The organism is Skermanella sp. TT6 (assembly GCF_016653635.2).
Classification (GTDB): Bacteria; Pseudomonadota; Alphaproteobacteria; order Azospirillales; family Azospirillaceae; genus Skermanella; species Skermanella cutis.
Window position 1 is genome coordinate 2,618,932 of the sequence record NZ_CP067420.1, and the last position, 18,063, is coordinate 2,636,994.

The 18,063-nt window shown below is 66.7% G+C and carries 17 protein-coding genes and 1 tRNA gene; 7 read left to right on the plus strand and 11 right to left on the minus strand.

Features of this window, described 5'->3' with window-relative positions; genetic code table 11:
- Positions 1-643 precede the first annotated feature (643 nt).
- Both IGS68_RS12315 and IGS68_RS12320 read left to right on the plus strand, forming a co-directional pair.
- Positions 644-901: a hypothetical protein gene (locus IGS68_RS12315; protein WP_201080367.1), complete on the plus strand. Its 258-nt coding sequence runs from the start codon at positions 644-646 to the stop codon at positions 899-901.
- Entirely contained in the window at positions 891-1,304 is a 414-nt protein-coding gene (locus IGS68_RS12320; protein WP_201080369.1) for a response regulator, read from the plus strand. The genes IGS68_RS12315 and IGS68_RS12320 overlap by 11 nt, the downstream gene beginning before the upstream one ends.
- A gap of 27 nt (positions 1,305-1,331) precedes the next feature.
- Here IGS68_RS12320 and IGS68_RS12325 read toward each other — a convergent pair whose 3' ends face one another.
- The 8 genes from IGS68_RS12325 to IGS68_RS12360 form a co-directional block, all read right to left on the minus strand.
- Complete coding sequence (locus IGS68_RS12325) at positions 1,332-1,496, minus strand: hypothetical protein (RefSeq protein ID WP_201080371.1); 165 nt, start codon at positions 1,494-1,496, stop codon at positions 1,332-1,334.
- Between the two features lie 238 nt (positions 1,497-1,734).
- Positions 1,735-3,669, minus strand: coding sequence for a DNA translocase FtsK (locus tag IGS68_RS12330; protein WP_201080373.1), 1,935 nt, complete (start codon positions 3,667-3,669; stop codon positions 1,735-1,737).
- Positions 3,670-3,810: 141 nt separating this feature from the next.
- Positions 3,811-4,287 (minus strand): PAS domain-containing protein, encoded by a 477-nt coding sequence (locus IGS68_RS12335; RefSeq protein WP_201080375.1) that lies wholly within the window; start codon positions 4,285-4,287, stop codon positions 3,811-3,813.
- Between the two features lie 214 nt (positions 4,288-4,501).
- Positions 4,502-5,890 carry a sensor histidine kinase gene (locus tag IGS68_RS12340; RefSeq protein ID WP_247881297.1) on the minus strand — a complete coding sequence of 463 codons (1,389 nt, stop codon included), beginning with the start codon at positions 5,888-5,890 and terminating at the stop codon, positions 4,502-4,504.
- Positions 5,883-6,557 carry a winged helix-turn-helix domain-containing protein gene (locus IGS68_RS12345; protein ID WP_201080377.1) on the minus strand — a complete coding sequence of 225 codons (675 nt, stop codon included), beginning with the start codon at positions 6,555-6,557 and terminating at the stop codon, positions 5,883-5,885. The genes IGS68_RS12340 and IGS68_RS12345 overlap by 8 nt, the downstream gene beginning before the upstream one ends.
- A 104-nt stretch (positions 6,558-6,661) precedes the next feature.
- Positions 6,662-8,221: a DegQ family serine endoprotease gene (locus tag IGS68_RS12350; RefSeq protein WP_201080379.1), complete on the minus strand. Its 1,560-nt coding sequence runs from the start codon at positions 8,219-8,221 to the stop codon at positions 6,662-6,664.
- A 148-nt stretch (positions 8,222-8,369) separates the two neighbouring features.
- A complete protein-coding gene (gene hisC / locus IGS68_RS12355) occupies positions 8,370-9,458 on the minus strand; it encodes a histidinol-phosphate transaminase (RefSeq protein WP_201080380.1) in 1,089 nt (362 codons plus the stop codon).
- Positions 9,459-9,574: 116 nt separating this feature from the next.
- Positions 9,575-10,207, minus strand: a complete 633-nt coding sequence (locus tag IGS68_RS12360) for a hypothetical protein (protein WP_201080382.1) — start codon at positions 10,205-10,207, stop codon at positions 9,575-9,577.
- 220 nt (positions 10,208-10,427) lie between these two features.
- Here IGS68_RS12360 and IGS68_RS36180 point away from each other — a divergent pair, with 220 nt between their 5' ends.
- Positions 10,428-10,799: a methyl-accepting chemotaxis protein gene (locus tag IGS68_RS36180; protein WP_158045509.1), complete on the plus strand. Its 372-nt coding sequence runs from the start codon at positions 10,428-10,430 to the stop codon at positions 10,797-10,799.
- 81 nt (positions 10,800-10,880) lie between these two features.
- Here IGS68_RS36180 and IGS68_RS12370 read toward each other — a convergent pair whose 3' ends face one another.
- On the minus strand, positions 10,881-11,066 hold the full coding sequence (locus IGS68_RS12370; protein ID WP_201080384.1) for a hypothetical protein: 186 nt from the start codon (positions 11,064-11,066) through the stop codon (positions 10,881-10,883).
- A gap of 730 nt (positions 11,067-11,796) precedes the next feature.
- Positions 11,797-11,955, minus strand: a complete 159-nt coding sequence (locus IGS68_RS12375; protein WP_247881298.1) for an entericidin A/B family lipoprotein — start codon at positions 11,953-11,955, stop codon at positions 11,797-11,799.
- A 198-nt stretch (positions 11,956-12,153) separates the two neighbouring features.
- Here IGS68_RS12375 and IGS68_RS12380 point away from each other — a divergent pair, with 198 nt between their 5' ends.
- The 4 genes from IGS68_RS12380 (at position 12,154) to IGS68_RS12395 (ending at position 17,260) form a co-directional block, all read left to right on the plus strand.
- The gene (locus tag IGS68_RS12380) at positions 12,154-13,539 is read left to right on the plus strand and encodes an MATE family efflux transporter (protein ID WP_247881299.1); all 1,386 of its coding nucleotides are present in this window, start codon (positions 12,154-12,156) and stop codon (positions 13,537-13,539) included.
- Between the two features lie 263 nt (positions 13,540-13,802).
- On the plus strand, positions 13,803-16,484 hold the full coding sequence (gyrA, locus tag IGS68_RS12385; protein ID WP_247881369.1) for a DNA gyrase subunit A: 2,682 nt from the start codon (positions 13,803-13,805) through the stop codon (positions 16,482-16,484).
- A gap of 72 nt (positions 16,485-16,556) precedes the next feature.
- Positions 16,557-17,096 (plus strand): pantetheine-phosphate adenylyltransferase, encoded by a 540-nt coding sequence (gene coaD / locus IGS68_RS12390; protein ID WP_201080388.1) that lies wholly within the window; start codon positions 16,557-16,559, stop codon positions 17,094-17,096.
- 88 nt (positions 17,097-17,184) lie between these two features.
- A tRNA-Lys gene (locus tag IGS68_RS12395) sits at positions 17,185-17,260 on the plus strand.
- Between the two features lie 40 nt (positions 17,261-17,300).
- Here IGS68_RS12395 and IGS68_RS12400 read toward each other — a convergent pair.
- Complete coding sequence (locus tag IGS68_RS12400) at positions 17,301-18,041, minus strand: class I SAM-dependent methyltransferase (protein WP_201080390.1); 741 nt, start codon at positions 18,039-18,041, stop codon at positions 17,301-17,303.
- Between the last annotated feature and the right edge of the window lie 22 nt (positions 18,042-18,063).

The following is an 18,063-nucleotide window of genomic DNA, read 5'->3' on the forward strand; positions in this document are numbered from 1 at the left end:
AGGAAGCCACGACTCGATACTCCCAACTATATCGCCATCGGTTGACTTTCCATGCCTCGGGCGCGGGACGCGCGAAGCGCCGGATGAACCGCAGAACGGTGACCAACCCATGAAGAACAGGTTAATGTGTAGAAAAACCTATAATCCGATCTCTGTCCTGCGCCGATGCTCTCAGCTTATCTTCCTATCCCCCTATTGCCGTTCCGCCCGACGCTCTTCATGCATCTCACGGGAAAAATACGGGATCTGCAGAATCGCATTGCCCATCACCTGCAAGTTCGCAGTTAGCATCCGCATCATGAAAATTCATCATGATCGCATCGCTGGGGAACTTTCCCTGTTCTCAGTGCCGAAGCGGCCGCCGGGCGATATCGGCTTCCGGCCCCGCGCTTGGGTGCGTGCCGCGGACGAGTTCGCAGCGCGTCGCCGGGCACGCCATTTACCCGGTCTTCCATCCGACGTTAAAAATACTCAACACAAGGCCGTTTGAGATTCCGAACGGATCCTTCGGGCCATGGCGCCTGCGGGACCCGGGCCTGCGGCAGCGTACCTCTTTTTTGAGCGGTCCATCCGCTTCGTATTCGCACACCATGCGACTGCTTTGGGTTCTACTGGAATTCAGGCATGCGCCAGGGAGAACGCGATGCTCAAGCTAGGAACCAGGGTCGGGTACGGAGATCAGGTCGGTCGTATCGTGGGGCGGACCATCGAACTGCAACCCAAGTACGACATCATGCTCGCCAACGGCACCATCCGCTCCTATGTGCGGGAGGTGGACCTCGTGCTCGTCCCGCTGCCGTCCGACAGGCCACTGGTCGGCGAGACCCGCGGGCCTATGTCGATGCGGCGGAACGACGTGAACGAAGAGGAGCGGGATGCGGATCCTGATCGTGGAAGATGATGGTCTGCTGGCCGCGAAGCTGGGGCTGACGCTGGAGGATGGCGGGCACGAGGTCGTCGGCTACGCCACGACCGTGAAGGCGGCCATGGACCTTGCGCAGCGGCACCGCCCGGCCCTGACCCTGATGGATATCGATCTCGGGCCGGGAGGAAGCGGCATCGCCGCGGCCCGGGGCATGAAGAAGCATTTCGGGCTGGTTTCGCTGTTCGTCACCGAACAGCCGGACAGGGCCAGGCTGGCCGCCGACGCCGCCCTGGGCTTCCTGGCGAAGCCTTATGCGGCAGGTGCCGTCCTGCACAGCATCCGGGTCGCGGCATCGATCATGGCAAACGAGCCGCCGGACGAGCTGCCCGACGGCCTGATGCTGTTCACGGAAGCTGGAATGGTACGGGCCGATCCGTAAGGCGGCGTCTCGCCTGGACGGGGCCGCTCAGGCCGCCATGCGCTCGGCCGCGGCACGCCGGCTCAGGCGGAGCCGGGCGATCATGGCCTCGATGGTTTCCCGTTCGACCGCGTCGCGGCGCATGACGAGCTGGATGATCGGATCGTTCAGCAGATCGTTCAGTGAGGGTTCTTTACGCGGATTGCCGGTCATGACGTTTCTCCCCCTTGGGCGCGCAGTTCGTAGACTAGCGCATTCGCCTTACTGGCGCTTTGCACCTTTATGAACCAAATGCTACTCCATGTCCGCAGCGCTTACGAGAGTGATCTTTCGAGTAGCGAACCAATAAATTGACAGGAAGTCTTGGCGAGTACAAGACAAATTCCCTGCTGTTTTGCTTTGCTTCGACTGGTATTACCGCATTCCTCTTCGCAACCGCAAAAAAGCCAACTCATGCGCCGTCGCGCTCGTAAGCTTCGCTGCGTGAAGACACCAGCACGTCGCGCTTGCCCACATGATTGGCCGAGCTGACGATCCCTTCTGCCTCCATACGGTCCACCAGCCGGGCCGAGCGGTTGTAGCCGATTTGCAGGCAGCGCTGGATGAAGCTGACCGAGGCTTTGCGCTCGCGGGTCACAAGGGCGACCGCATGCTCGTACAGCTCGTCGTCGCTGCCGGTGAACGGGGCGGCGCCTTCCTCCGGAGCGGGGGAGGGGGCCTCCTCGTCGTCGCCGGCGCTGTCGTCGTCCTCCGTGATGGAATGGAGATAGTCGGGGGAGCCCTGTTCCTTCAGGTGACGGACGACGTCCTCCACCTCCTCGTCGGTGACGAAGGGTCCGTGGACGCGGGTGATGCGGCCGCCGCCGGCCATGTAGAGCATGTCGCCCTGGCCGAGCAGCTGCTCGGCGCCCTGTTCGCCCAGGATGGTGCGGCTGTCGATCTTGCTGGTGACCTGGAAGCTGATGCGGGTCGGGAAGTTGGCCTTGATGGTGCCGGTGATCACGTCGACCGACGGCCGCTGGGTCGCCATGATCAGGTGGATGCCGGCGGCCCGCGCCATCTGCGCCAGACGCTGGATCGCCGCCTCGATGTCCTTGCCCGCCACCAGCATCAGGTCGGCCATCTCGTCCACCACCACCACGATGTAGGGCAGGGACTTCAGTTCCATCGGCTGTTCCTCGAAGATCGGCTGGCGCTTGGCCTTGTCGTAGCCGACCTGGACCTGACGGAACACCTGCTCGCCCGTCTGCAGCAACTCCGCGATGCGCTGGTTGTACCCTTCGATGTTGCGGACGCCGAACTTGGCCATGGCGCGGTAGCGGCTCTCCATCTCGCGCACGGCCCATTTCAGGGCGACGATCGCCTTCTTCGGATCGGTCACCACGGGGGCCAGCAGGTGCGGGATGCCGTCATAGACCGACAGCTCCAGCATCTTGGGATCAACCATGATGAACCTGCACTTCTCCGGCGGCAGGCGGTAGAGCAGCGACAGGATCATGGTATTGATGCAGACGGACTTTCCCGACCCGGTGGTGCCGGCGATCAGCAGGTGCGGCATGCGCGCCAGGTCGACCACGATCGGCGTGCCGCCGATGTCCTTCCCCAGCACCAGCGCCAGCTTGGCCGGGGTCTGCTGATAGGCGTCGCAGTCCAGCATCTCGCGCAGGAAGACCTTCTCCCGCGTCGGGTTGGGCAGCTCGATGCCGATCACGCTGCGGCCGGGCACCACCGCGATGCGGACGGTCAGCGCCCGCATGGACCGGGCTATGTCCTCCGCCAGATTGATCACGCGCGACGACTTCAGGCCGGGGGCCGGCTCCAGCTCGTACAAGGTGACGACGGGACCGGGCCGCACCTCCATGATCTCGCCGCGCACGCCGAAATTCTTGAGCACCGTTTCCAGGTTGCGGGCGTTGTGGGCGAGCGAGGTCTCGTCCATGGTCGCCTTGTCGGTCGGCGGGGCCGGCTGCAGCAGGTCGACCGGCGGCAGCTCGTAGGGCGCGTTCGGATCGCGGGGGGCGGCTTCGGAGAACTCCCCGTCCTCGGCCGCGTCGCCTTCCATGCCGAAGCCGTCGGCATCGCCGTCGGCGTCCTGGCCGACCATGGGCGCCCTGGCGGTCGCCTCGCCCCATTCGACGCCGGCGAGGAAGGCATTGGCGGCGATGACCGCGAACAGCTCCTCCTGCTGCCCGGTGCCATAGGCGATGGTCGCGTTCGGTCGGCCCGGATTGATTTCCAAGACCCATTCGACCGCGCCGTCGGACCATTCGTCCAGGAGGAGCCTGAACGGCTGGCTGTTCATGGCACAGCTCAGGTTGAACTCCTGGGCGGTCGTAATGTCGGAATTAGCCGCATCGATGGGCAGACGGCTTTCCTGCTGAGTCATGGTCTGGTCCAAACACCTGGAATAGTGAATAGGGAAACGCCGGCGGCCGGTCCCCCGTGCCGCATCCTAACGCCGCTCCGTCTCCCAATGGTAAATCTTCGTCAATACTCGGCCCGCAAGCGGCCGAATTTCCGCCGGCCCTCAGTACGCCCTGGGAGCACCCGTGGCGACGGGATGGGGCCGGTCGAGCTTGTAGGCGCCGACGAGCAGCTTGCCCACGGTGGAGCCGTCCTCGGTCAGCGGGAGCACGAGCCGTTCCCAAGTCGAGGGAACGCCGTCGAAGTCGGCGGAATAGACGCGGGCGACCGGTCGGACCTCCGTCCGGACGCGGTCGTATTCCGCGCGCAGGATGTCGCCCTGGGGCTCGGGCAGGCGCGCGATCGACTGCCCGACCCGATCCCCGCCGAAGGAGTCCGAGAAGGACTGGCCATAATAGGAATAGACGAAGTCCGAATTGCGGATCACGTCCATGATCAGCAGGTTGCCCAGCCAGGGCCGCAGTCCAATCGGGTTCAGCGCCGATGCCAGCGGCAGAGGAGCCCCGGCGCATTGCTCCAGCCAGAAGGCGTACAGGCTGAGCAGCTTGGGATGGCGAAGGACGAGGGTTTCGTCGGTCATGTCGATATGCGCTGCCCCACGTCAGCGGGTGATGGTCGGGAACATGAAGTCGGCCGGAGCCCCGCGTGACGACAGCCGACTGGGAAATCCGCCCATCGGGGTCGTACCCGGCGGGCCGAACCCTTGCGGGCATGCGTCGACGGGCGGGGGGTTGCCCGGTCGCCCTACGGGTAACAGGCTGGCGGAGTCGCTGGCAAGGTGTTTCTGAAACTTGTCACCCCGCGTCGATCCGGGGGAACACAATGGCAACGATCAGTCCCGGCCGGTTGTCGTCCATTTCGAGCCGGGCGCCGTGCAGCCGGGCCACGGCATCGACGAGGCTGAGCCCCAGCCCGTTCCCCGGCGAACTCCGGCTCGACTCCAGGCGCACGAACCGGCGCAGGACGGTCTCCCGCTGGTCGGCCGGGATCCCCGGCCCCCCGTCGGAAACCGAGATGCAGGTGCCGCGCGCGCCGTCCGGCCCTTCGACCGCCAGCGTGACGCGCCCGCCGGGCGGGGAGTATTTCAGGGCGTTGTCCAGCAGGTTGGCGACCGCCTGGGCGAGGAGCTGCTGGTTGCCGAGCACGACCGGCTCGGCCCGGATGTCGCTGACGAAGGCGAGCCCGGCCTCCTCGGCCGCGGGTTCGTAGAGGTCCGCGATCTGGCGGGCGATATCGGCCAGGGCGACCTTCTGGAAGCTGCGCTGAAGGGTCCCGGCCTCCGCCTCGGCGATGCTCAGCAGCGCGGAGAAGATGCCGAGCAGGCGGTCCGCCTCGCCGATCGCCTCCTGGATCGCGGCCCGGTACTCGTCCTCGCCGGAGCATTCGACCAGGGTCATCTCCAGGCGGGACCGCAGCCGCGTCAGCGGGGTCCGCAGGTCGTGGGCGACGCTGTCGGAGACCTGCCGCATGCCGACCATGAGCTTCTCGATCTGGTCGAGCATCGCGTTGAGATTGCCGGCGAGCTGGTCCAGCTCGTCGCCGCTCCCCTGGACCGCCATCCGCTCCTGCAGGGCTCCCGACATGATCTGGCGGGTCGTCCGGTTGATCGCGTCGATGCGGTGCATGACGTTGCGGCTGATCAGCACGCCGCCGGCGGCACCGAGGCCTATCGTCAGGAGCAGCGCCCAGGCGAGCGAGATCAGCACCCGTTCCTGGAAATGGCTGCGCTCCCGGGTGTCGCGCCCGACCAGGAGGTGATAGCCGCCGGACAGGGTGAACATCACGGCCCGGGCGTCGTGGCGCCGGCCCTCCGGCGCCGGCGGCGCGTCCTTGATCTCGAACTCGACCCAGCCGTCCTGGTCCGGGACGGCGTCGGGCCACGCCGAAAGGTTGCCGGCCAGGGGGGCGTATGTCGGCGACGCCACCAGGTAGAGGGTATTCGACCGCGGCGTGGCGCTGCGGGCGTTGACGACCTCGATCAGGCCCGGCAGCCGCCGCTGCCGGTAATGCTCGCGCAATCCCGCGATCTCCGCCGCGATGGTCTCGTCGGTCTGGCGCTCGATGAATCCCGCGGTGAACCAGTATATCAGCCCGAGGATCACCAGCACCGAGGCGATGAACAGGCCCAGATAGAGCAGCGCCACCCTGAACGTGGTGGTCCTGAGCAGGCCGAGGTCAGGCACGCAGCGTATATCCGGCGCCGCGCACGGTGTGGATCATCGGTGTCGGGAAGTCGCGGTCGATCTTCTGCCGCAGCCGCGCCACGTGCACGTCGATCACGTTCGTCTGGGGGTCGAAATGATAGTCCCAGACATTCTCCAGCAGCATGGTCCGGGTCACGACGTTGCCGGCGTGCCGCATCAGGTACTCCAGCAGCCGGAATTCCCGGGGGAGCAGGTCGATCTGCCTGGCCCCCCGGCGGACCCGCCGCGCCAGCAGGTCCATCTCCAGGTCGCCGACCTGCAGCCGGGTGGTAGCCGCCGCCCCGGCCGACTTGCGCCGGCCCAGGGCCTCGACCCGGGCCAGCAGCTCTGAGAAGGCATAGGGCTTCGTCAGGTAGTCGTCGCCGCCGGCCCGCAGCCCTCGGACCCGGTCGTCGACGCTGCCCAGCGCGCTGAGGAACAGGACCGGCGTCTCGGTGCCGGCCCCGCGCAGGATCTCCACCAGCGACAGGCCGTCGCGCCCCGGCAGCAGCCGGTCGACGATCAGCACGTCGTAGGTCTCGGACCCCGCCATGAACAGGCCCTCCTTGCCGTCGGCCGAGTGGTCGACCACGTGGCCGCTCTCCCTCAGGCCCTTGACCATATAGGCGGCGGCTTGGGCGTCGTCCTCGATGACCAGTATCTTCATGCCTCCATCATAGCCGATCGAGGACCGCTCGCCAGGAGGATCGCTCCGTCCCGAGGGAGCGGGACGGCCGTCGGGGGAGGCTCCCCCGAAGCCCCTGCCCATGATCACGCCTTCTTGATCGGAATGGCGACGAACTGCTCGGTGCCCTGGCGGTTGACCCGCAGCAGTACCGCCCCGCGGCCCGCCTCCCTGGCCTCCTGGACCTTCGCCGCGATCTGGGCGGGAGCGGCCACCCGCTCGTTGCCGACCTCCGTGATGACGTCGCCCGGCCGCAGGTTCACGCCGTCGGCGGCATCCTCGAGCCCGACCACCAGCACGCCCTCGACACCCTCGGACAGGCCGAAGCGGCGCCGGCCGGACGCGTCGATCGAGGACAAGGTCAGGCCGAGGACGGAGTCGGTCTGGGCCGCTCCCGGCCGGTCCGGCGACTGCGTCGCGGCGGCGACCTGGGGCTGGTCCGGCATCGCGTCCAGCGTCACGGAGACGGTCTCGCGCTTGCCCCGGCGCAGCACGTCGAGCTTCACGGTCGAGCCGGTCTTGCTATCCGCCACCATCCGGGTCAGATCCTTGATGGTGTCGACCGGCCGGCCGTCCAGCGCCAGGATCACGTCCCCCGCGGCGAGCTTCGCCTTGGCGGCCGGGCTGTTTGCCGTCACGTCCGCGACCAGCGCGCCCTTGGGCTGGCCAAGGCCGAGGCTGTCGGCGATCTCCGGCGTGACCTGCTGGATCTGCACGCCCAGCCAGCCGCGGCTGACCGTGCCGTTCTCGCGCAGCTGGGCGATGACGCCCTTGGCCAGGTTCGAGGGGATCGCGAAGCCGATGCCGACGCTGCCGCCGTTGGGCGAGAAGATGGCCGTGTTGATTCCGATCACGCGGCCGTGGACGTCGAAGGTCGGGCCGCCGGAATTGCCTCGGTTGATCGAGGCGTCGAGCTGCAGGAAGTCGTCGTACGGCCCGGCCTGGATATCGCGCCCGCGGGCGGAAACGATGCCGGAGGTCACCGTGCCGCCGAGCCCGAACGGATTGCCGATCGCGATGACCCAGTCGCCGACGCGCGCGGTGTCGCTGTCGCCGAACTCCAGGTAGGCCAGCGGCTTGCCGGCATCGACCTTCAGCAGCGCCAGGTCGGTCTTGGGATCGCGCCCGACCAGCTTGGCGTCCAGCCTGGAGCCGTCATGCAGGGTCACGCTGATCTCGTCGGCGCCATCGATCACGTGGTTGTTGGTCACCACGTAGCCGGCGGCGTCGATGATGAAGCCGGAACCCTGGGCCTGCTGGCGCTCGGCACGGGGGCGGGCGCCCCGCTGCTGCTCCTGGAACTGGCGGAAGAACTCCTCGAAGGGCGAGCCGGGCGGGAACTCCGGCATTCCCGGCATGCCGCGCTGCTCGGGAGCCGCGTTGCCGCCCTGTACGGTCGAGACGTTGACCACGGCGGGCATGACCCGGTCGACAAGGTCGGCGAAGCTGCCCGGCAGTTCCTGCGACACGGCCGGCACCGTGACCGGCGCGGCCGCGGCGGCGCTCGGAACCACGGCGGCGGCACCGGACAGGATCGTCGTGCCCAGAAGGAAGGCGGCGGTCGCCCGGCGGAAACGCGACGCGAGGGCAGGGGCGGCGGAGAGGGGACGGGCGGGGGAGCGGGTAACCGGAAGATGCGGGACCATTCAAGGCTCCTGGCTGAACGAATCGGAAGCCGCCGCGGGGCGGCATTGATGGCGTTCTAGCGGGTCGAGCCTTACCGCCTCCTTGCCGCAACATTAAATCGCCGAAAGGTTACTCGGCGGCGCGGCGCCCTGGAGGCCGGGCGCGTGGTCAGTCCAGCACCTCGCGCAGGGCGTCCATCAGCGCGTGGTTCTCCTCCTCGGTGCCGATCGTGATCCTCATGCAGTCCGGCAGGCCGTAGTGGCCCAGCGATTTCACCAGGATGCCATGGTCCAGCAGGTGCTGGGACAGGGTCGGAACGCTCATGGTCGGGTCCGGCGGGATCCGGACCAGGATGAAATTGCAGACGCTGGGATAGACCCGGACCCCGATCGCCCGCAGCTCGTGCGACAGCCACGCGCTCCAGGAGTCGTTGTGGGCGAGCGTCGCCTCCTCGTGCTCCAGGTCGCCGAGCGCGGCGGCGGCGGCGGCCTGCGCGGGCAGCCCGACATTGTAGAGCGGCCTGACCCGGTCCAGCGTCTCGATGATGGCCGGAGGCCCGTAGGCCCAGCCGATCCGCAGGCCGGCCAGCCCGTGGAGCTTGGAGAAGGTTCGGACCATCAGCACGTTGTCGTGGTCGCTCACCAGGTCGAAGCCGGGATCGTAGTTGTTGCGGCGGACATAGTCCGCGTAGGCGCTGTCGAGCACAAGCAGGGTGTGCGCCGGCAGCTCCGCCCGCAGCCGCTGGACCTGCTCCGCCGGGACATAGGATCCGGTCGGGTTGTTGGGATTGGCCAGGAACACGATCTTGGTCCGGTCGCCGGCCAGTTCGGCAAGCGCCTCAACGTCCACCGCGAGGTCGCGCTCGGCGGCGATCACGGGCGTCGCGCCGGTCATCCGGGCGGCCTTGATGAACCCATGGTAGCCGTACTGGTGGAACAGGACCTCGTCACCCGGCCCGGCATAGGCCTCCGTGACGATCTGGATCATCTCGTCCGACCCGTTGGAGCAGGTGACGTGATCCGGTTCGATGTCGTAGCGGCGGGCGATCGCCATGCGCAGGGCGGTGTGCTCGCCGTCCGGGTAGCGGTGCAGGTTCTGGGCGGCCTGCCGGTAGGCGGTGATCGACCTGGGGCTCGGTCCCAGGGCGTTGTGGCTGAGCGACAGGTCGATGAGGGGACGCCCGCCGTTCGGAAGGCGGATCATCGGCTTGTGCGGGGCTATCTGGCCGATGCCCACCCTCGGTGTCAGCCGTTCCATCGGCAACCGTCTCCCTGCTTCGCGCTCCCGCCCCGTACGGCGGGAGTCATGGCCTCAAATCATCATACAAATCGAAACCGAAGGAACATTCCAGTGACCGGATGGCGCAGGGAACTTCAAAGCACCTGCCCGGAGCGGCGCGCGGCGGGGAGCGGCCTTGCCTGGTCGTCGACGAAACCGCCGGCATGCAGGCGGTTCAGGATACGGTCGAAATGGGCCGGGGTCGCCGGCCGGTCGTAGCCTTCCATCCAGTTCTGCTCCAGGAAGGCCAGCATGGCGGGCTGCCCCAGCTCGGCCTCCCACAGGATGCCCAGCAGCGACGTCAGCGTCTCCTCGTCCTGGCGCTCCTCCTCGGACAAGGCCGTGACCGCGTCGGCCTCGGCGACACGCCCGGTCTCCGGCCCGGCGCCGAGGCCGAAGTCGAAGAGCGGGCGCCGCTCCGGGGCGCAGAGCTGCCAATGGGCGATCTCATGGATCACCACCGACGGCTCGCTCCGGGTCCGGATCCGCTGCCCGTCCCAGCTGAAAGCCTCTGCGGGCTCTTCGTCCAGGGTTTCGATCCCCAGGGATGCGGCCAGCGTCACGGCCTGGGCCCGCTGCTCCGCAGGGTCCCCGAGTCTCCCGTCGGCCGGGATCGAGGACGCGATCCGCCGGAACGCCGCGAGCGCCAGCGGCCGGCCGGCCAAGCCCTGCTCGAAGCGGTCGATGACCGCGGGGAGGTCGGAAGTATCGATGGGTGTCAATATCATAATGTTGCTTGGAGTCAGCCTTTCGCGGTCCGCCGCCGGAGTCCGGCGGCGGACCGCACCATAGCATCCGGTGGCGTCCCGTCACCCGCCGAAAAGTCGCACGGGGATCGCCGCAGGGCGGACTCACGAAAATTTAGGAAAGTCTGCTTTAATCCTGCGCGATGGTCCGCCGCCGCGTGCCGCCACGCGGACCCGATAACTCAACTCCAGGTGTCTTCTCATGTCCTATGGCAACGAACTCAGCGCCTCTGATAACGCCGGCACCTTGAGCCGCCAGGAACTGTCCGCCTCCCTGCAGGAAATCAGCCGGGAACTGGAAGGTCTGCGCAGCGAGATCGAGAAGGTCGGAACCGTCGCCCAGCAGATCGACGCGATCGCCAAGCAGACCAACCTGCTGGCGCTCAACGCGACGATCGAGGCGGCCCGTGCCGGCGAAGCCGGGAAGGGATTCGCGGTCGTGGCGGGCGAGGTGAAGAACCTGTCCGGCCAGACCGCCGCGGCGACCGCGGAAATCTCCTCGGTGCTGCAAAGCCTGACGAAGCGGACCCAGCATCTGGGCCAACTCGTCGAGAAGGCGATCAGCTCGGTCTAATCGCCGCTGCCGGCGGCCCCTTTCCGGCTCATGGGCGCGGGAGGGGGCCGCCGGTCATCGATGGAGCCCGGATGCCGGGGTTCAGAAGAACAGGCTGTACAGCCCGTACCCCGCGGCGATCACGATCCCCCACGAGGCGAGGGCTGCGGCGAGGATTGTCGCCACGCGGCGGCGGGGCGACCAGTCGGCGTCCTCGGTCCCTTCCAGCGTTCCCGGATAGGGTTGGGTCTCAGGCTCTACTTTGCGGTACAGGGCAGCCTGCTTCACGGTCAATCCTCGCCAGACCAGTATGATGCTTCGACACATTAGGCGCCCCAATGCCTAAAGTATCGTAAATGGTAGTGAGCCGCTAACTACCCCTCAGGTACTAGATATATGGCAATAAACCTGTCGGGCGAGACATAGTTCCAAAGGCGGCCTAAACAGGCGCGGTATTTTCCATTTCTGACATTGGGATCACCGGGAAGTCGCGAATTACCGGCCAAGCTTCGGGCGCCAGAACGTAAAGCACCGTGCCTGTCGGCACGATGTTCGTGGAAGCGATCGGAACCTTCGCGAAGTTCGATGTCGGCCGAGGCCGACCGTCGTCGTCCGGGAGCCTTATCGAGGCCGCGTGACAACGGCTTGATGTCGGGGCCGGGGACCCCTGCGGCGGCTACGGAAGGGAGCGGCCCGGCTCCCGCCGGCTCCTCTCCCCTTTCCGTCATTCCCGTGCCGTCCCCGATGGCGGAAAACCGGGCTCAAGCCCTGGTGGGCGGCTGAACGTCCGGCGGCGGGTCCTGCATCGGGGGAATTTCCGGAGTCGGTTCGACCTCGGGCGGCACTTCCGCCGGCGGGGTGTTCGGCTGATCGGGATCCACTCCCGGAGGGCCGGTAAGTTCGAAGCGCGTCATCCTGATCTCCTTGCTGTGTCCGGGTACTTTTCATCAACCTTCAGGCGCATGAAAAGTCCCGGACCCGCAACGGATTTCCGTCGTGAAGCCTGTTCAGGCGACCCTTACTTGGCGCTGTCCTGGACGGCTTCGCCGGCGCGCTCGGTGTCGCGCCCGAAACCCTCGATCGTGTTGCAGGCTCCAAGCAGGGTGACCAACGCCAGGGCGCCGGCAGCCATCATGAACGGACGGGCCTTGCGATCCGGACGGTTGAGCTTCGTCATTTTCGTCGTCTCCGAAGTTGATTGGTAGTCGACAAGGGAACACCGTGTTTCGGCGGATGTTCCATGCGGCGCAACGGCGTCGTCATGGATCAAGCGGGTAGGCCTTTCGGAGCCAATGCCGCGACGGCGACGTGCAGTGGAGCCGCAACCCCGCCATGTCCGCGGGAATCTTGACAGGATCCGCAGGGTGCCGCTTTTGTGGGCACCACTTCGGCTGGAGACTCGATCATAATCACCACGGAGCACGAAGGCGGGACCCGCCCGGTCGCCCTGCGCCATCACATCACCGAGTTGCTCAGGCTGGCGGTGCCGGTGATCGTCGCACGGGCCGGGCTGATGGTCATGTCGGCGGTCGACATCCTGATCGTGGGCCGCTACGGCTCCCAGGAACTGGCCTATCTGGGGCTGGGCACCCTGCCGGCACAGATGCTGGTGACCGCCGGCATCGGGCTCCTGCTGGGCACCCTGATCCTGACCTCCCACTCGGTCGGAGCGGAGAAGCCGGAGGAATGCGGGCCGATCTGGCGGCGTTCCTTGCCCTACGCCTTCCTGCTCGGGATGGGCGCCGCCCTGCTCAGCCTGGGCGGCGAGAGCTTCTTCAGGCTGACCGGGCAGGACGCCGACGTGGCGAAGGGCGGCGCCGGCGTGTTCTTCGTGCTGGCGGCCGGCATCCCCGCGGCCATGCTCTACACCACGTCGGCCTTCTTCCTGGAAGGGCTGAGGCGGCCGGTGCCGGGCATGATCGCCATGATCGCCGCCAATCTCCTCAACGTGCCGCTCAACCTGATCCTGGTTTGGGGCGCCTGGGGCATCCCGGCGCTCGGCGCGGAGGGGTCGGCCTGGGCGACCACCGGGGTGCGCTGGATGCTGGCGCTGTCGATGATGGCCTATGTCTGGTATCTGCCGGACCGGGACCGCTACGGCATCCGCCGGACTGTCACCCGCTGGTGGAGCGGTGCCGCGCACCAGCGGCGGCTGGGTTATGCCGCCGGGATCAGCTTGGCCCTCGAGAGCAGCGCCTTCTCCATCCTGGGCCTGTTCGCCGGGATGGTCGGGCCGCTCGACCTGGGCGCCTACACGATCCTGCTGAACCTGGTCGCCCTGTCCTTCATGACCGCCGTCGGGCTGGCCACCGCCACCGGCGTGCGGGTCGGAGTCGCCTATGGCCGGCGCGACCGGCGCGAGATCATGGTGGCGGGATGGACCGGGCTGGGCGTCACGACCGTGATCCTGGCCGTTTTCGCGGTGTTGTTCGCGCTGCTGCCCGGAACCATAGGCGGCCTTTTCACGGCCGATCCCGAAATGTTGGCCCTGACCGTTCCGCTGGTGGCCTTCAGTGCGCTGATCCTGATCGTGGACGGCGGGCAGGTGGTCATGGCGAGCGCGCTGCGCGGCCAGAGCGACGCCTGGATCCCGACGGTCCTGCATTTCTTCTCCTACTACGGCATCATGATCCCGCTGGGCGCCGCCCTGGCGCTGTGGGCCGGCCGGGGCGTCACCGGTCTGCTGGAGGGAATCCTGATCGCCAGCGTCTTCTCGGTGAGCGTGCTGTCGATCCGGTTCCACCTGTTGTCGCGGGCATGACGGCGGGATATGCGGCGCACGGCCGATGCGCTATGGTCCGACTCGGCAGGGTGTTCGTCCGGCTTCCGGCCAAGGTGTAACGCGTTGTTAGCGTCTGCAAAAACTGGTACACCCACCTTATATATGCCGGGTGTCCAAATCGCCGGGCGGTGCCCGGTGATCTTGCCTGCAGTCATCGTTTAACCTGAACCTGAGTTCGATTTTTGACCGCCAATCTCACACCTCCGCCTTCCGACATTTCGCCGGTCACCATCGAAGAGGAGATGCGGCGCAGCTATCTCGATTACGCCATGAGCGTGATCGTCAGCCGCGCGCTTCCCGACGTGCGCGACGGTCTGAAACCGGTGCATCGCCGAATCCTGTTCGCGATGAAGGAAGGCGGTTACGACAGCAACAAGCCCTACAAGAAGTCCGCCCGTATCGTCGGCGACGTGATGGGTAAGTATCACCCGCACGGCGACAGCGCGATCTACGATGCCATGGTCCGCATGGCCCAGGACTTCTCGATGCGCCTGCCGCTGATCGACGGGCAGGGAAATTTCGGATCGATGGACGGCGACCCGCCCGCGGCCATGCGCTACACCGAGGCGCGGCTCGCGAAGGCGGCGGAAAGCCTGCTCGACGACATCGACAAGGATACGGTCGACTTCCACCCCAACTACGACGAATCTTCGGCCGAACCTGACGTCCTTCCCGCGCGTTTCCCGAACCTGCTGGTCAACGGCGCCGGCGGCATCGCGGTCGGCATGGCGACCAACATTCCTCCCCATAACCTGGGCGAGGTCATCGACGCCTGCTGCGCCTATATCGACGACAACGACGTCACCATCGAAGAGCTGATGGAGCATGTGCCGGGCCCGGATTTCCCGACCGGCGCCCAGGTGATGGGCAAGACCGGCATCCGGCAGGCCTACCACACCGGCCGGGGCTCGATCGTGATGCGCGGCAAGACCGAGATCGAGGAGATCCGAAAGGACCGCTGGGCCATCGTGATCAACGAGGTGCCCTATCAGGTCAACAAGGCCCGCATGATGGAGCGGATCGCCGAGGTCGTCCACGACAAGACGATCGAGGGGATCTCCGACCTGCGCGACGAGTCGGACCGCGACGGCGTGCGCGTCGTGATCGAACTGAAGCGCGACGCCGTCGCCGACGTGGTGCTGAACCAGCTCTACCGCTACACGCCGCTGCAAACCTCGTTCGGAGTCAATGCGCTGGCGCTCAACGGCGGCCGGCCGGTGACGATGACCCTCAAGGACATCATCTCCGCCTTCGTCGCCTTCCGCGAGCAGGTCATCACCCGCCGGACCGAGTTCGAGCTGGGCAAGGCGCGGGAGAAGGCCCATACCCTGGTCGGCCTCGCGGTCGCGGTCGCAAACCTGGACGAGATGATAGCGCTGATCCGGCGGGCGCCCGATGCCGGCGTCGCGCGCGAGGAGATGGTGGCCCGCGAGTGGCCGGCCGGCGACGTCGCGCCGCTGATCGCCCTGATCGACGAGCCGGGCAGGGCGGTCAGCCCGCAGGGCACCTACCGCCTGTCGGAGGCCCAGGCCCGCGCTATCCTCGAACTGCGGCTGAATCGCCTGACCGGCCTGGAGCGGGACAAGATCGGCGCCGACCTGCGCGAGGTCACGGACCGGATCGCGTACTATCTCGAGGTCCTGGCGTCCCGCACGCTGCTGCTGGAGATCCTGCGGACCGAACTGCTGGAGATGAAGGAGCGGTTCGGCACTCCCCGCCGGACCACCCTGATGGAGCTGGAGTTCGAATCCGACATAGAGGACCTGATCCAGCGCGAGGACATGGTCGTCACGGTCAGCCACTCCGGCTACATCAAGCGGGTCCCGGTCTCGACCTACAGGGCGCAGAAGCGGGGCGGCAAGGGCCGCTCGGGCATGAGCATGAAGGCGGAGGATACGGTCCACGACCTGTTCGTCGCCAACACCCACACGCCCATGCTGTTCTTCTCCTCGCGCGGCATGGTCTACAAGCTGAAGGTCTGGCGCCTGCCGCTCGGCACGCCGCAGGCGCGCGGCAAGGCGCTGATCAACCTGCTGCCGCTGGTCGACGGCGAGACGATCTCCACCGTCATGCCCATGCCGGAGGACGAGGCGACCTGGGGCGACCTGTGCGTCTTCTTCGCCACCAGCAAGGGCAACGTCCGCCGCAACAAGCTGTCGGACTTCACCAACATCCGTGCCAACGGCCTGATCGCGATGAAGCTGGAGGAAGAGGGCGAGCGGCTGATCGCGGTGCGGACCGGTACCGTGGATCAGGACGTGCTGCTGGCGACGCGCGGCGGCAAGTGCATCCGGTTCCAGGTCGACGACATCCGGATCTTCAGCGGCCGGACCTCCACGGGTGTCCGCGGCATCCGGCTGGCCGACGGCGACGAGGTGATCGGCATGTCGATGCTGAACCATGTCGATGCCGACGCGGACGAGCGCGCCGCCTATCTGCGTCAGGCCAACGCCGAGCGCCGGGCGGCCGGCGAGGAGGCGTCGAGCGACGAGGCGCCCGATCCCGACGCGGAGGTCTCGACGAACATCGCCCTGTCGCCGGAGCGCTACGAGGAGATGCGGCGCAAGGAGGAGTTCATCCTCGCCGTCTCCGAGCGCGGATTCGGCAAGCGCACCTCCTCCTATGAGTACCGGGTCACCGGACGGGGCGGTCAGGGCATCTGGAATATCGAGATGAACGAGCGCAATGGTCCGGTCGTCGCCGCTTTCCCCGTCACGGATGACCATCAGGTCATGTTGGTGACCGATGGAGGGCAGATGATCCGGATGCCGATCCACGACGTCCGGATCGCGGGCCGCAAGACCCAGGGCGTTACCCTGTTCAGGGTAGCGCAGGGAGAGCGTGTCGTCTCGGTCGCGTGGCTGACCGAGGAGGCGGAAGCGGAGACCGCCGTGAACGGGGGCGACGATGCGTCGCCCGAGTGATCGGCAGAGAAACGATCGGTGCAGGGGGCGGCAGGTTGAAGGGCGCCCGGACGTGAAGGGAAGAAGCGGCAGATGAGCAAACGGATCGGCGTCTATCCCGGGACATTCGACCCGGTCACCAACGGCCATATGGACATCATCCAGCGCGCTTCCCGCGTCTTGGACCACCTGATCGTGGGCGTCGCCCGCAACGCGGGGAAAGGCCCGCTCTTCTCCACGGAGGAGCGGGTCGCGATGGTCGAGGAGGACGTCGCCGCCCTGAAGCCGAACGGCACCAAGATCGAGGTGAGGCCGTTCGACAGCCTGCTGATGAAGTTCGCGGTCGACATGAACGCCTCGGTCATCATCCGCGGCCTGCGGGCGGTTTCGGACTTCGAGTACGAGTTCCAGATGGCCGGCATGAATGCCCGCCTGAACCCCAAGGTCGAGACCGTCTTCCTGATGGCGTCCGATCGCCACCAGTTCATATCCTCGCGCTTCGTCAAGGAGATCGGCCGGCTCGGCGGCGACATCACGCACTTCGTCTCGCCCCGGGTCGCCGAACGGCTCACCGCGCGCTTCGCCCAGGATGAAGGCGACGCGGCCAAGCGCGTGCAGACTCTCAAGGTCTGACGCGCCCGCACCGGCGCCTCGGGGCGGATCAGGGTAAATGCGGGTTGACCGGAAGTGTCCCGGCCCCTATGTTCCGCCCCGACCCTGAGAGCGTGTAGCTCAGCCGGTAGAGCAACTGACTTTTAATCAGTAGGTCCTGGGTTCGAACCCCAGCGCGCTCACCAAAAAAGCCCCCGGAAACCAATGGTTTCCGGGGGCTTTTTGTTAGCCCGCATCAAGCTGCGCCAGGAGCGCTCCGGCCGGTACCGGCCAGTTGGTGAAGCAGCGCAGCACCGATCCGTCCAGGACACGCTCCAGCGACATGTCGCTGATCAGCCCGCTCGTGACGATGCAACGCTGGTACGTCCGGACCATGTGGCGCGCGCACAGGTACATCTTGGCTCGCGAGGCGGCGAAGGGGCGGATGTGGCGGCCTTCCGGCGACAGGCAGAATTCCGCCATGGCCGTGGGAACGCCCGGCCATTCCGGATCGAAGCAGTCGTCCAGGGCGATTACGCCCTGGACGGTGAGCAGGGGCGCGAAGTTGTTCAGGTCGTTCAGGACCGAGGGATGGTCATGGACGGCATCCAGGTGGAGGAAGCGGAGGCTGCCTCGCCCGACCATGTCCGGAGGTTCTTCCAGTTGCCGGAGGTCCGTGGCGACGCAGACCAGCCTGTTTCCGAGCTCCGGACAGCACCGAAGGATGTTCGCTTCGGCCACGGCTTGGGGAACTTCATGGAAGGCGTCGAAGCAGAACACGGTCTCGTCGGCGCGCGCCAGCAGGCCCAGCGCGACCGCGGACTTGCCCTTGTAGATCCCAAGCTCGCAGGTGTCGCCGCTAAATCCGCCTTGCTTCTGGATGAAGTCGATCAGCCAGAACAGCAATATATCGTGGTTGTAGAACCAGCCTTCGATCTGGTCCTCGACATGCTCCTGATAGATCCGGAAAAGTCGGGAGATTTCCATGAAGCGGTCCAGCCAGCATCGT